The following is a 14419-nucleotide window of genomic DNA, read 5'->3' on the forward strand; positions in this document are numbered from 1 at the left end:
GGTAAGACATTTTTTAAATAACAACAATTAGAAAATACCCTTAAAAAAACAGCTGAAGGAAAGGACCCTCCGCTGTCATTAAATCGTCAAATTACTTGCTTGTTGAATAAGCAGGAATATACAGAATTTGCCCTTCAAATACATCTTGATCTGCCCTAAATTCATTTACGCGCAATAGTTGTTGAACGGTAATATCATATCGTTCGCAGATTTTTTCGGCAGTATCTCCTTGTTGAACAATACACATTTTCAGTCTAGTAAAATCCTCGTCATCATCTCGTGCAAAAAGGCTAGTAAGGTAATGTGAATCCTTTGGATCGCTTTCTTCTCTTTCATTTTCTACTTTCTCTACCTTTACAGGATCCTCATTATCTTCATTTTCCTCTGTTTTGGAGAAGAAAGAGTATTGAACTTCCCTCGTTTTTTCTAGTGCATTATCTAGTTCTTGTTCTTTCCGTACTTCAACTATAAATGGGTCATATGCTTTTTCATTTTCAGATCCTTTGTCTTCTAATTCATTAGAATCAATAACCTCATTATTTACCTCTTCTAAAATGGTATCCTCTGATGCATCGTTAATTTCTTCTTTTCTTACCTCTTCAACTTGTATTCGTTCCTCTTCTATTTCAGTTTCGGTAGCAACTTCCTCCGCAATCTCTACATTAGGTGAAGGTATTTCAACTGCAGTTTTAACTTCATTCTCTATTTCCTTCTCAGGGATATTTTCAATTTCATTTCCTTCTAATCTTTCCTCACTAGTTTCTACTCTGTCGTAACCATCATAAAATGAAGAGAATGGTTGTACTTGATGCGGCTGGATGTCAGTAAAAAGTTCACTTTCATTTTCAATCGGATCTTGCTGTGAAGTTCGATAAAGTGGTTCAAGTTCTTCAACTACTTCTTCCTCTGCCTCATTATCACGTTGTGGGATTTGGACTTCTTCATTGGAAATACCGCTAATAGATAAATCAGCAACTAATTTTAAACATTTTAATTCAGGAAGTTCATAATCAAATGATTCGATTGACACATATACTTCCTCTAAGTTTTCAATTCGATTATTCGGAATCGTTATATCTACTGGAAAACGATGATGGAGAATACTAACACCATCTTCACTTGTACTAACCTCGTTAATATACCGCACATTTGCATATTCATATCTTTCTTCGACATTTGCGTCTTTATCTATTTTGTATTCACCCGTAAGTTGAAGTGCTCCGCGAATTGAAATGTACTGGTCATGCTCATGAATGGAGATATCAGGATCTAGAGCAATTGAAATAAGCTCAGCTACTTCCTGTCCCCTTTGAAACCATACCGACTCTTCTACAGAAAAACGTAGTTGTTGTTGTTCCTGTGACAAAAATAATTCCTCCCCTCAAATAGCCTAACAAAATTACTATGACATTACAGATGTATGTTAGAAGGGAGTAATATATGATCAATTAACAACTTTTTTTAAAAGATTAATCAAGGAAAGAGGTTTTAATTAGATTTAAATCATCTATTTCCAAAAAAAAGCCTAACATATTTTATGTTAGGCTTTTTTTGTACTATCAGGATATCTATGTAACTTTGTACTAAGTCTTAGTGTCTTGCTCCAGAGGCGTTCTACTTGAGGCAAAAGCCAATCCGTCAAGAAGGTTAAAGAGCACCTTCCTGTCAGCTCGTTTTTTGCTTTTCGGCGATAAGCGGATGCCTTGCGCTTGTTTGTTTATTTTAACTTCGAAAATGACTTTCTAGCAGCTTCAATTGTATGATCAATATCTGTTTCAGAATGCACTGTTGAAAGAAACATGCCTTCAAATTGTGAAGGTGGTAGGAAAACACCTTCGTTTGCCATACTTCTATAGTAACGAGCAAAATAATCTAAATTAGCTGTTTTTGCTTGATCATAATTTGTAACTGGTCCATTGGTAAAAAAGAATCCAATCATTGACCCCGCACGGTTAATCGTATGAGGAATCTCGTATTCATTTGCAGCCTGTGACAAACCTATCTCTAATCGATCTGCCTTACGCTTAAAGTCATTATATGACTCTCTAGTTAAAAGCTTTAATGTTTCATAACCAGCTGTCATTGCAAGGGGATTTCCCGATAAAGTACCCGCCTGATAAATTGGTCCGCTTGGTGCAATTTGTTGCATAATTTCTGCCTTACCACCATAGGCCCCTACAGGTAAACCACCGCCAATCACCTTTCCTAAGCATGTTAGGTCTGGTGTTACACCAAAGTAGTCTTGAGCACAACCATAGTCAACACGGAAGCCTGTCATAACTTCATCAAAAATAAGAAGTGTTCCGTATTGTTTTGTTACTTCACGTAAGCCCTCTAAAAATCCTGGCTGTGGTGGAACTACTCCCATATTACCGGCAACTGGTTCAACAATAACACCTGCAATATCCTTACCATATTGTTCGAAAGCAACTCGAATGCTGTCGAGATCATTATATGGAACAGTAATCGTATTTTTAGCAACACCTTCGGGAACTCCAGGACTATCAGGTAAACCTAATGTCGCAACACCAGAACCTGCCTTTATTAATAAAGAATCTCCATGTCCATGGTAGCAACCTTCAAATTTAATGATTTTATCGCGACCTGTATAGCCTCGAGCTAAACGTAATGCACTCATTGTTGCTTCTGTACCTGAACTAACCATTCGAACAACTTCAATTGATGGGACACGCTCAATTACTAGACTAGCCAACTCATTTTCAATTAAGGTAGGTGCTCCAAAACTTGTTCCAGATTCAACAACCTTTTTAATAGCCTCTACAACTGTATCATGTGAATGTCCATGAATAAGCGGCCCCCAGGATAACACATAATCAATATATTCATTGCCATCAATATCGACTATCTTTGATCCCTTTCCGTGATCCATAAAAATTGGTTTCATACCAACAGACTTAAAGGCACGGACAGGACTATTAACTCCTCCAGGCATTAACTGTAATGCTTTTTGAAATGCTTCTTCACTTTTAACATAGCTTCTCATTTGTTTGCCCCTTTCTAAAACATGTACTGAACAAAAGGTTTATTTATTCGTGTTTTCTTCATGTAACCAGCGAGCAACATCTTTTGCAAAGTACGTAATAATTAAGTCGACTCCAGCACGCTTCATTCCAACTAACATTTCCATAACAATTGCTTTTTCGTCGACCCAACCATTTTGAGCAGCTGCTTTAACCATCGCATATTCACCACTAACATTGTAAGCAACAACCGGAACATTGAAGTTATTTTTCACATCACGAATGATATCTAAATATGATAGGGCTGGCTTCACAATTAAGAAGTCAGCTCCTTCTTCAATATCCGATTGTGCTTCTCTTAATGCTTCCTCACGGTTAGCTGGATCCATTTGATAGGTTTTACGATCTCCAAATTGTGGTGTGCTCTGTGCAGCATCACGGAATGGTCCATAAAAAGCACTTGAGTATTTAACTGCATACGACATAATAGGAATATTTTCAAAGCCTGCTTCGTCCAAGCCATGTCGAATAGCAGCAACAAAGCCATCCATCATATTTGAAGGGGCGATAATATCAGCTCCAGCTTTTACTTGACTTACAGCAGTTTGCGCTAATAATTCAAGAGATTGATCATTTAATACTTTACCATTTTCAATAATTCCACAATGTCCATGATCTGTAAATTCACAAAGGCAGGTATCTGCAACAACAAGTAAGTCTGGATACACCTTTTTCACTTGTCTTGTAGCTAGTTGAACGATCCCGTGATCATGATAAGCCTGTGTTCCTACTTCGTCTTTATGATTCTCGTCTGGAACCCCAAATAAGATGATAGATTTGATCCCTAGAGATACCACCTCATCTATTTCTTCATTTAATAAATCTAATGATAACTGATAAACTCCTGGCATTGAAGAGACTTCATTTCTTTTCTTTTCTCCTTCAACGACAAATATCGGATAAATAAAATCTTCTACTCTAAGATGATTTTCACGTAACATCTCTCTCATATTCGCGCTACTTCGTAAGCGACGATGTCTTGCAAATTGGATATCCATTACAAAATCCTCCTTATTTCTGTTCAAGATTAACCATTAGATTTACCATATCTTCAATTGTATAAGTAGCAGGCATAATTCCCTTGTAGCCATACTCCAACAATGTATTGTTTGTGATGGGACCAATACAAATAAAAGAAACATCTTTTAACTGGGTATGCAACTCGTCCTGCTTTAATACACTCATAAAGCTATCAACAGTTGAAGAGCTTGTGAACGTGATATAGTCAACTTCCTCATTTATCACATAGTTCCTTAGCTTTTCAGTCTCTTTCATATTATGTATCGTTTCATATACAACGAGGTCTTTTATATGAAAACCATTTTGTTTTAAACTTGCTACCAGTTTGGGCCTTGCAAGGTTACCACGTACCACTAATATACGTGAGTTGATTGGAAGATTATCAGTTATACTTTCTGCTAACTTTTCAGCGATATACTCCTCAGGAATGACTGAAACAGATAGTCCTAGCGCTTCCATTTGTTTACTAGTCTTTCGACCAACGGATGCTGCCACTAAATGGTTTAAATTGGAATATAGGATATTCCATTTGTCTAAATAGTCTTTAAAAAATGAGACACCATTAGTACTAGTAAATACAATACAGTCATATTCATTAAGGCTTTCAAGTGTCCTTTTTATTTCCTGTTCGTTGCTATCATTTGCTTTTATTTCTATAAGAGGAGCAGTCAACGCTACTCCACCAGCTGCTTCAATTTGGTCAATAAACGCCCTTACTTGCGGTTTAGCCCGTGTTATTAAAATTCGCTTTCCTTGTAAAGGACTATTTACTTTAGCCATTATTTATCAAGCTCTGCTTTCACTCGGTCTATTAATGCTTTTGCTCCTTGCTCAGTTAGTGTAGCTGAAACACCTTCACCTAATTGTTTTGGATCTGTCCCATGTAATTGTTGTTTATACACTTCTTTACCATCTGGAGAAGCAATTAAACCTGTAAATGTAATCTCTTTCTGTTCATTAACTGTTGCAAAACCTGCAATAGGAACTTGGCAGCCACCCTCCATTTTCGTTAGGAAGGTCCTCTCTGCTTCAATAGCCAAATAAGTTGTTTCATCTGTAAACTTGGCTAATAAATCGAGTAACTCCTGATCATTTTCGCGACATTCAATTGCTAATGCTCCTTGGCCAACCGCTGGTAAACACACTTCTGGTTCTAGGAATTCAGTAACAACTTCCTTACTCCATCCCATCCTCGATAAGCCTGCAGCTGCTAAAATAATCGCATCGTAGTCTTCTGTCTTAAGTTTTTCAAGTCGTGAATCGATATTACCTCTGATCCATTTGATTTCTATGTCTGGTCTTTCAATTAATAGCTGTGCACTTCTTCTAAGGCTGCTAGTTCCAATAATTGACCCTTTTGGGAGCTCAGCTAGCTTTTTATGGTCCTTTGATATTAATACATCTCGAAAATCCTCACGTTTCGGAACACAACCAATTGTAAGGCCTTCTGGAAGCACTCCTGGCATATCCTTCATACTATGTACAGCCATATCTATTTCACCATCGATCATCGCCTGTTCTATTTCCTTAACAAATAATCCTTTTCCACCTACCTTGGATAAAGTTACATCTAAGATACGATCACCTTTCGTAACAATTTCTTTGACTTCAAATTCATACGGTAATCCAAAACCTTTTAATTGATCAATGACCCAATTTGTCTGCGTGAGTGCCAGCTTACTTCGTCTTGAACCTACAATAATTTTCCGCATAATATTCTCCTTTTTTATGAATCCCAAAAATGAAATCTAGATAAACTTCCAAACAAGAAAAAGTTGATTAACAATACAAGGAAAGACGCAATATTTAATAATGCCACTGATTTCCCTTGTAATTCTCTAACAAGCCTTGTATATAAATAAAAACTATATGTGATCATAACTAACACTGACCCTATTACTTTTGCATCTAACCAATAAAATTTATCAACTTTTATATAGGCCCAAATACTCCCGAGAATGAGACTTAATAACAGCATAGGCACACCAATGACATTTAACACATACGACATATGTTCAAGTTTCGATAGATCTTCTAGACGTAGAAGACGTTTTCCCCACTTCTTTTTTTTCAACAAATTATATTGTAGTAAATAGAGAATTGAAAATACAAAAGAAAGCGAGAAGGCACCATATGAAAGTATTGCCATCGTTATATGAATCAATAACAATTCCGAAACTAATTGACTCGATACAGCTGCAGACTGGTATTGCGCAGGCGCAAACGTATGTAGTGCCATCATGATAAAACCAATCACATTTGTGAAAAAGATAATGAACTCAGCTTTTAAAAGTTTATTTAAAACAACTGATAAAGTAACCAATACCCATGTATAGAAATATAAACCTTCAAATACATTTAATACAGGGAACCTTCCCATTTCAAACATACGTGCAAATAAAAAAATTGTTTGCAAAAGCCAAACAATAGAAAGTAACCAGAAGGCAGCTTGTTTCGCCTTCCGGTTATGATTAAGAAAATCTATGAAATATAAAAGGACACATAAAGCATAAAGGATAATCGTTAATTCATTAATTCTTGTTAAACTCATGTCCATATAGAAAAGTTCCTCTCACTTACGATTGAAGTGAAACACGTTGTTCCGCAATATGTTCTGTCGGAAGTGATTGCTGCCCCGCTCTCTCATTAATCACTTGATCGTCCACAGCTTCTTCAATATTAAATATTTTCTTGAACAATTCTAAAGATTCTTGAGCATTTGGTTCAGCTGACAGTTCCTTCACTTTTACAATCGGATCTTTAAGCAACTGATTTATGATGCTTTTCGTATGCTTGTTTAGCACTTTTTTCTCTCGATCTGTTAAATTCGGCATCTTCCGTTCAATACTTTGCATAGTTTCAGCTTGAACAGTTAATGCCTTTTGACGAAGTGCTGAGATTACTGGTACAACCCCTAGCGTGTTAACCCATTGCTTAAATTGAACAATTTCTAACTCTATCATAAGCTCAATTTGCTCAGCTGCAACCTTACGTTCCTGCAAATTCGCTTCAACAATGCCTTGTAAGTCATCAATATCATATAGAAATACACTTTCTAACTCAGCTAGCTTAGGATCAAGATCTCGAGGAACAGCAATATCAACCATAAATAATGGACGACCTTTTCTCATTTTTTCAACATGTATCATCATTTCCTTTGTTATAACAAGGTCCTTAGCTCCAGTTGAACTAATAAGAATATCTGCTTCAACCAACCCACATTGAAGTTCATTTAGGTCTTTAGCTGTACCGTCAAAACGATTGGCAAGCTCTTCTGCCTTTTGTAGAGTTCTATTCATTACAGTCACTCTGCCGACACCACTACCATGCAGGTTTTTCGCAGCTAGCTCGCCCATTTTTCCCGCGCCTAAAATGAGGACATGTTTGGTTCTTAAGTCACCAAAAATTTTCTTAGCTAATTCAACTGCAGCATAACTAACTGATACAGCATTTGCTCCAATGTCAGTTTCTGAGTGTGAACGTTTAGCTAGTGTGATAACTTGCTTAAATAATTGGTTAAAAATTGTTCCGACTGTTTGATTTTCTTGAGCCAATAAGAAGCTCGTTCGAACCTGTCCTAGTATTTGTGTTTCCCCAAGTATCATCGAGTCCAATCCGCTTGCAACTCGATAAAGATGTTCTAGGGCACCATCCTGTTCTAAGATTGATAAATACGGTGAAATTTCATCTTTATCTAACCCGAACCAATCTGCTAAAAACGCTTTTATATAGTAACGTCCTGTGTGAATTTGATCAACAACTGCATAAATCTCCGTCCGATTACATGTGGAAACAATCACGTTTTCTAGGACGCTTTTTTTAGTTTTCAACTGTTTCATCGCTTCAAAAAGCTCATCAGGTTGGAACGTAAGCTTTTCGCGAATTTCAACAGGGGCAGTTTTATAATTTAAGCCGACTACAATTATATACATGTTCCCTTTACACCCCCAAATGCAAAGATCTCTTTAATTTTAGTATATCATCAAAACCTTATATTCTCTTCTATAAAATGTGAACAGAATACGAAACTCTATGGTATGATAAGTACGATTATTTTTTCTTAAGTATATGTCCATTTAACTACTATTATTCTACACGTTTAGACACGATTACTATTCTCTCAGTACAATACCAAAAAATAAGATGTTAATCAAGTTATTGGTTTAGCTATGTTCTTTGATTTCTTTCTCATTCTAATATTAAATATTAGGTAGTGCATGCTTAGACTGAGTACTTAAAAGAATTTCCATTTAGACCTACATAACACTAGTTAATCAGATTTTTTATTTATTTTACTGCGTACACGCTCACTAACTACATAGTAATATAGCACCTAATGATTAAGCGAAATACGAGTAATATGTATTTGGTTTTCACTATAGCAATTGAACTATTTTAAAAGAAATGCCAAAGTATTTAGCAATTAGGCACACGAAAGGCTATATTTTGTTTTTTACGGCAACAAACAATCTTCGCGATTTCAATAAGATAAAGAGGTGTACAATGAAACGAATATCTTTATTACCTGGAATTATTCTTCTAGGTATCGGTTTTTTTTATTTTACCCGAAATTTAAATATACATTTATTCGAATATCAAAATAGTTGGCAATTTTTACTTATTTTATTAGGTGCTGCCTATTTGATTAGTGGACATTTTGAAAAGGATAATACAGCTATTCTACCAGGAACTATATTGGTAGGTATAGGACTACACTTTATCTTTCATGTAAAAGTCACCTCTTGGCCGGATCACCCAGCTTCGTTTCTCTTTATATTAGCACTAGGAATGATACTTACTGCGGTTAAAACGAAATCTGGTTACTTCCAGGGGATTTTACTTTTAGCAATTGGATTATTTCTTCACTTTTTCCAATCAATCTTTCAATCCTTACCAATAAATGAGAGCCGAATACAACTTATAAAAACTTATTGGCCAATAGGAGTAATTTTAATAGGAGGGTATTTACTATTTATTAAACGAAAAAAATAGAAGAATGATAATCTTCCAAAAAAATATACTAATTTAGATATTCATAACCTTTGAACTAGAAAAAACCGCCCAAGATTTTAAACCAAAATCTTGGGCGGTTTTTTTTATGAGGTATAATCTTGAATGAGTTTCCAAGCTTCATCTTTACCTTGACCTGTTTCCGATGAAAATAATACCAACGAATCTGTCTTTACCATGTCTAATGATTCTTTAATAACCTTAATATGTTTTTGCCATTTGCCTTTTGGAATCTTATCAGCTTTTGTCGCTACTACGATCGTAGGTATTTCATAATGCTTCAAAAATCCGTACATAATGACATCATCTTTTGATGGTGGATGTCGAAGATCTACTAACAATACGACGGCACGAAGTTGTTCTCGTGTCGTAATATAGGTTTCAATCATTTTACCCCAAGCTTCACGCTCTGATTTACTTACCTTTGCATAGCCATAACCTGGAACATCAACAAAGTGCAACACTTCATTTATAATATAAAAATTTAACGTCTGTGTTTTACCAGGCTTAGATGATGTTCTTGCTAAGTTTTTCCGGTTAAGCAATTTATTAATAAATGATGACTTTCCAACATTTGAACGGCCAGCCAAAGCAATTTCTGGAAGATCTACTGCTGGATATTGATCTGGCTTCACAGCACTTATAACGATTTCGGAACTAGTTACTTTCATTGTTTCTCCTCTGCTAGTGCATGTTTTAGTACTTCGTCAAGATGTGACACAAGCATAAAGGTCAAATCACTACGAACACTTTCTGGAATGTCATCTAAATCCTTTTCATTTTCCTTAGGTGCAATAATTGTTGTCAAACCAGCACGGTGAGCACTTAATGTTTTTTCCTTTAATCCACCGATAGGAAGGACTCTACCACGTAACGTTATTTCCCCTGTCATGCCTACTTCTTTACGGACTGGTTTTCCTGTTAATGCTGAAATTAGCGCTGTTGCCATTGTTATTCCAGCTGAAGGACCATCTTTTGGCACAGCACCTTCTGGGACATGAATATGAATGTCAGTCTTTTCATGGAAATCCCGATCAATCTTAAGCTCTTCTGCACGCGAACGAATATAGCTTAGTGCTGCTTGTGCAGATTCCTTCATCACATCACCTAATTGCCCTGTAAGAATAAGCTTTCCTTTTCCTGGAGTAACTGAAACTTCAATCGATAAGGTATCTCCACCTACTGTTGTATATGCTAATCCAGTTGCAACTCCTACTTGGTCTTCAAGTTCAGCTTGTCCATACCTAAAGCGATTTTTACCTAAATACTCTGCAATATTTTTGTTCGTTATGACAATTTTCTTTCGTTCTTCCTTAACAATTAGTTTTGCAGCTTTACGGCATACTGTTGCCAGTTGTCGTTCTAAACCACGTACCCCTGCTTCTCTTGTATGATAGCGAATAATACTTAAGATAGCGTCTTCTCTAATCTGCAGATTAGATTTCTTTAATCCATGTTCTTCTAACTGCTTTGGCAGAAGGTGTTCCTTGCCTATATTCACTTTTTCAATTTCAGTATACCCAGCAATATTAATGATCTCCATACGATCGCGTAATGGGCCAGGCACTGTCGCTAAATTGTTCGCTGTCGCAATAAACATGACTTTAGATAAATCATATGTTTCTTCAATATAGTGGTCACTAAAATTCCGGTTTTGTTCAGGGTCTAATACCTCTAGTAATGCAGAAGAAGGATCACCTCGGAAATCACTAGACATCTTATCAATTTCATCTAGTAGTATGACCGGATTAATTGTACCAGCTTTTTTCATCCCTTGAATAATTCTTCCAGGCATTGCCCCTACATAGGTACGGCGATGTCCACGAATTTCAGATTCATCTCTTACACCACCAAGTGATATTCGAACGAAGTTACGATTTAATGATTTAGCAATTGAACGAGCTAACGATGTTTTACCAACACCAGGCGGTCCAGCTAAACAAAGAATTGGTCCTTTAAGAGATTTAGTAAGCTGTTGTACAGCCAAATATTCAAGAACTCGTTCTTTTACTTTATCAAGACCATAATGGTCCTCTTCAAGGATTTGTTCAGCAATATTAATATCTAGACGGTCTTCGGTAGCATTTGTCCAAGGTAAGGAGAGCAACCAATCAATATAATTTCTAATCACTGCACTCTCAGCAGAGCTAGCAGGAATTTTTTCGTAACGATCTAATTCCTTCAATGCTATTGCTTTAATATGATCAGGCATACCTATTTCTTCAATTTTGTCAGTAAGGGATGCTACCTCTCCACCTTTACCCTCTTTTTCTCCAAGCTCTTTTTGAATAGCCTTCATTTGCTCGCGAAGATAATATTCCTTTTGTGTACGTTCCATTGAACGCTTAACTCTCTGTCCGATTTTCTTCTCCAGTTGCAGAACTTCTCTTTCATTATGGATAATTGAAATTACTTTGTTTAGTCGTTCTTTTACATCAAGCGTTTCAAGTACCTCTTGCTTTTCTTTGAGCTTTAATGGTAAATGAGAAGAAATAATATCAGCCATTCTACCCGGCTCATTAATATCTGATACAGTTGCATATGTTTCTTCTGATACCTTATTAGAAAGCTTTATGTATTGTTCAAAGTATTCAAGCATTGTTCTCATCAATGCCTCTTCTTCAACGGTCTTTCCTTCTGGATCATGAAATGGCGATACTTCTACAGTATAGAATTCATCGTCATCGATAAAGCGTTTAATTTCTCCACGTTCTATCCCTTCAACTAACACACGAATGGTGCCATTCGGCAATTTTAACATTTGCTTTATTTTCGTCAAAGTTCCAATTTCGTAAATATCTTCTTTTTTTGGCTCATCTATCGCAATCTCTTTTTGAGTCGTTAAAAAAATGATATGGTTATCCATCATTGCTTTTTCTAACGCTTGGACAGATTTATCTCTTCCTACATCAAGGTGTAGTACCATCGTTGGATATACTAGCAAGCCTCGGAGCGGTAGGAGGGGGACGATTTGAGTATTTGATTTCGCCATGCGCTTACACCTCCATGACATAATAGTTAGTTCTTTGTTCAATTCTATCTTATTCTTTTACAAGTGTCTAATTGTATCCTTTAATCTCATTTAGGTAGTATACCCTATTCTAATGAATTTCGTTAAACAAATCTTTTGTTTTTTATCATTTTTTAAGCACCTTGATACCAAAATAAAACTACAATTATGGCTATTTTCTAATTTACCTTTACACGATTACCACCTAGCATGCTTAAACAGCTATTAATTAGACACGTGGTTAGAAATTATATACGACAAAACCTGCAAAAACAAGTATTTATTACAAGGAAAAAAGCCTTTTAATTGTACAACCTCAATATGATGAGAGGTTGTACATTAAAAAGACTTTAGATCATTTTATTTCCGAAGAATTCAACAATTCTTATGAACTTTTCTCACATTTTCAAAATATTCTTCTTATACAGATTCTTTATGCGATGGAAATGCTTGATTTTTATTCTGAAGCAACGGGTTACTCTTCTCTGTTGGTGGATTGACAAGTGCAACATCAAATACTTCTTGTAAGTTTGTTACCGGAATAATTTTAATTCCTTCTATATTCTTTATGATAGACTGCATATTTTCTGCTGGAATAATCACTGTATTTGCACCAGCCTTTTTAGCTGCTTTAATTTTCGCTATGACTCCGCCAATTGGCTTTACATTTCCATGAATACTTATTTCGCCTGTCATTGCTACCATATTATCAATGGCAATTTTATGAATTGCAGAAAAAATCCCTGTTGCCATCGCAATACCTGCAGATGGTCCGTCTATAGGGGTACCCCCAGGAAAGTTTACATGGATATCGTAATTCTCGGCATGAATCCCCATAGACCTAAGCACAGTAATGACATTTTCTATAGAACCTTTTGCCATGCTTTTTCTTCTGACCGATTTCGAACGATCACCAAAACTCTCTTCTTCAACAATTCCAGTTATATTGATAGTCCCCTTATCTTTCTCGGCAGGGATTACAGTCACTTCTATTTCCAATAACGCCCCGGTATTAGGTCCGTATACCGCTAAACCATTTACTAAGCCAATCCTTGGAGCATTGTAAATCTTCTTCTCGAACCTCGGAGATAATTGGCTAGAATGAATGACCCATTCGATATCTTCAACGGTTATTGCTTCACGATCTTCTGACATAGCCATTCCAGTTGCAATTTGCATTAAATTAACAACCTCTCGCCCATTACGGACATAAGATGTCAACATATCGATGCCTTCATCACTAACGTTCATTGTGACCTTAGTTGCTGCTTTTCTTGCAATGATTGCCAATTCATCCTGTTCAAGATCACGAAAAAACACCTCAAGACATCTCGAGCGAATCGCTGGGGGTATTTCATTCGGAGTTCTGGTTGTAGCTCCTATTAAACGAAAATCAGCTGGTAAACCATTTTTAAAAATATCATGTATATGTGTTGGGATTTGAGAATTTTCTTCATTATAATATGCACTTTCAAGAAATACTTTACGGTCCTCTAAGACCTTTAAAAGCTTATTCATTTGAATGGGATGTAATTCACCTATTTCATCAATAAATAATACACCACCATGTGCATGAGTAACCGCTCCTTGTTTCGGTTGCGGTATTCCTGCTTGCCCCATTGCACCAGCACCTTGATAGATTGGATCATGGACTGATCCAATAAGGGGATCTGCTATTCCCCGTTCATCAAATCTTGCTGTAGTGGCATCTAGTTCTACAAAAACAGCATTCTCCTTGAATGGAGATCGTACATTTCGTTTCGCTTCTTCCAAAACAAGTCTTGCGGCAGCTGTTTTACCCACACCAGGTGGTCCATAAATAATCACATGCTGAGGATTAGCTCCACAAAGAGCAGCTCGTAAAGAGCGGATACCATCCTCTTGGCCAACAATATCATTGAAGCTCTTTGGTCTAACTTTTTCAGCTAAAGGTTCGGTTAATCGAATAGCTCTTAGTTTCCGTAATTGTTCCATTTCTTTCTTGGATTCACGGTCAATCGATACTTTTTGCGTCCTCTGATTCTTTAATAAATTCCAAAAATACATGCCGATAATAATTCCGAAAAACAACTGGATAAATAAAGCGATACTTGTCCAACTCATAATGGTCCCTCCTACTTCGGTGTCTTAATTACCGCTATTAATAAGAAAGAAGATGTCTCCTACCTTATTTATTCTACTAAACCTATTAACATCTAAGCCTGCAAATTATGTACTAACGAGAGAACGTTTCATCTCAACTGGGCAAACAAAAGGCAAGCCTTTGCTTGCCAATGTTAAGGCGAATTATTTAGCTGCCCTGATGCAGCGGTTATTAATAGCTAGTATCTCCGACCCA

General features: G+C 36.4%; 11 protein-coding genes. 1 reads left to right on the forward strand and 10 read right to left on the reverse strand.

Annotation, left to right across the window (positions count from 1 at the left end; all coding sequences use genetic code 11):
- Positions 1-91: 91 nt before the first annotated feature.
- From spoVID to hemA, 7 genes are all read right to left on the reverse strand, one after another.
- The gene (spoVID, locus tag AC6CHR_RS04645) at positions 92-1366 is read right to left on the reverse strand and encodes a stage VI sporulation protein D (protein WP_498247344.1); all 1275 of its coding nucleotides are present in this window, start codon (positions 1364-1366) and stop codon (positions 92-94) included.
- A 351-nt stretch (positions 1367-1717) separates the two neighbouring features.
- A complete protein-coding gene (hemL, locus tag AC6CHR_RS04650) occupies positions 1718-3004 on the reverse strand; it encodes a glutamate-1-semialdehyde 2,1-aminomutase (protein WP_498247345.1) in 1287 nt (428 codons plus the stop codon).
- Positions 3005-3043: 39 nt separating this feature from the next.
- Positions 3044-4039 carry a porphobilinogen synthase gene (gene hemB, locus AC6CHR_RS04655; protein ID WP_498247346.1) on the reverse strand — a complete coding sequence of 332 codons (996 nt, stop codon included), beginning with the start codon at positions 4037-4039 and terminating at the stop codon, positions 3044-3046.
- A gap of 13 nt (positions 4040-4052) precedes the next feature.
- Positions 4053-4841: a uroporphyrinogen-III synthase gene (locus AC6CHR_RS04660; protein ID WP_498247347.1), complete on the reverse strand. Its 789-nt coding sequence runs from the start codon at positions 4839-4841 to the stop codon at positions 4053-4055.
- Positions 4841-5773: a hydroxymethylbilane synthase gene (gene hemC / locus AC6CHR_RS04665; protein ID WP_498247348.1), complete on the reverse strand. Its 933-nt coding sequence runs from the start codon at positions 5771-5773 to the stop codon at positions 4841-4843. The genes AC6CHR_RS04660 and hemC overlap by 1 nt, the downstream gene beginning before the upstream one ends.
- A gap of 14 nt (positions 5774-5787) precedes the next feature.
- Positions 5788-6618, reverse strand: coding sequence for a cytochrome C assembly family protein (locus AC6CHR_RS04670; protein WP_498247349.1), 831 nt, complete (start codon positions 6616-6618; stop codon positions 5788-5790).
- Between the two features lie 19 nt (positions 6619-6637).
- The gene (gene hemA, locus AC6CHR_RS04675) at positions 6638-7993 is read right to left on the reverse strand and encodes a glutamyl-tRNA reductase (protein WP_498247350.1); all 1356 of its coding nucleotides are present in this window, start codon (positions 7991-7993) and stop codon (positions 6638-6640) included.
- Positions 7994-8564: 571 nt separating this feature from the next.
- Here hemA and AC6CHR_RS04680 point away from each other — a divergent pair.
- Entirely contained in the window at positions 8565-9053 is a 489-nt protein-coding gene (locus AC6CHR_RS04680; RefSeq protein WP_498247351.1) for a LiaF transmembrane domain-containing protein, read from the forward strand.
- A 104-nt stretch (positions 9054-9157) separates the two neighbouring features.
- Here the strand turns inward: AC6CHR_RS04680 and yihA are convergent, their stop codons facing one another.
- The 3 genes from yihA to lonB all read right to left on the reverse strand — a co-directional run bounded on the left by yihA (position 9158) and on the right by lonB (position 14184).
- A complete protein-coding gene (yihA, locus tag AC6CHR_RS04685) occupies positions 9158-9742 on the reverse strand; it encodes a ribosome biogenesis GTP-binding protein YihA/YsxC (protein WP_498247353.1) in 585 nt (194 codons plus the stop codon).
- Positions 9739-12063 (reverse strand): endopeptidase La, encoded by a 2325-nt coding sequence (lon, locus tag AC6CHR_RS04690; RefSeq protein WP_498247354.1) that lies wholly within the window; start codon positions 12061-12063, stop codon positions 9739-9741. Before lon ends, yihA begins: the two co-directional genes overlap by 4 nt.
- A 438-nt stretch (positions 12064-12501) precedes the next feature.
- Positions 12502-14184, reverse strand: coding sequence for an ATP-dependent protease LonB (lonB, locus tag AC6CHR_RS04695; RefSeq protein ID WP_498247355.1), 1683 nt, complete (start codon positions 14182-14184; stop codon positions 12502-12504).
- Between the last annotated feature and the right edge of the window lie 235 nt (positions 14185-14419).

The sequence above is a fragment of the Metabacillus sp. GQ13 genome, assembly GCF_059758525.1.

Coding starts and splice junctions, on each gene's coding strand:
- hemL (WP_498247345.1), bottom strand. CDS start 3,004: ATGAGAAGCTATGTTAAAAGTGAAGAAGCATTTCAAAAAGCATTACAG.
- hemB (WP_498247346.1), bottom strand. CDS start 4,039: ATGGATATCCAATTTGCAAGACATCGTCGCTTACGAAGTAGCGCGAAT.
- AC6CHR_RS04660 (WP_498247347.1), bottom strand. CDS start 4,841: ATGGCTAAAGTAAATAGTCCTTTACAAGGAAAGCGAATTTTAATAACA.
- hemC (WP_498247348.1), bottom strand. CDS start 5,773: ATGCGGAAAATTATTGTAGGTTCAAGACGAAGTAAGCTGGCACTCACG.
- AC6CHR_RS04670 (WP_498247349.1), bottom strand. CDS start 6,618: ATGGACATGAGTTTAACAAGAATTAATGAATTAACGATTATCCTTTAT.
- hemA (WP_498247350.1), bottom strand. CDS start 7,993: ATGTATATAATTGTAGTCGGCTTAAATTATAAAACTGCCCCTGTTGAA.
- AC6CHR_RS04680 (WP_498247351.1), top strand. CDS start 8,565: ATGAAACGAATATCTTTATTACCTGGAATTATTCTTCTAGGTATCGGT.
- yihA (WP_498247353.1), bottom strand. CDS start 9,742: ATGAAAGTAACTAGTTCCGAAATCGTTATAAGTGCTGTGAAGCCAGAT.
- lon (WP_498247354.1), bottom strand. CDS start 12,063: ATGGCGAAATCAAATACTCAAATCGTCCCCCTCCTACCGCTCCGAGGC.
- lonB (WP_498247355.1), bottom strand. CDS start 14,184: ATGAGTTGGACAAGTATCGCTTTATTTATCCAGTTGTTTTTCGGAATT.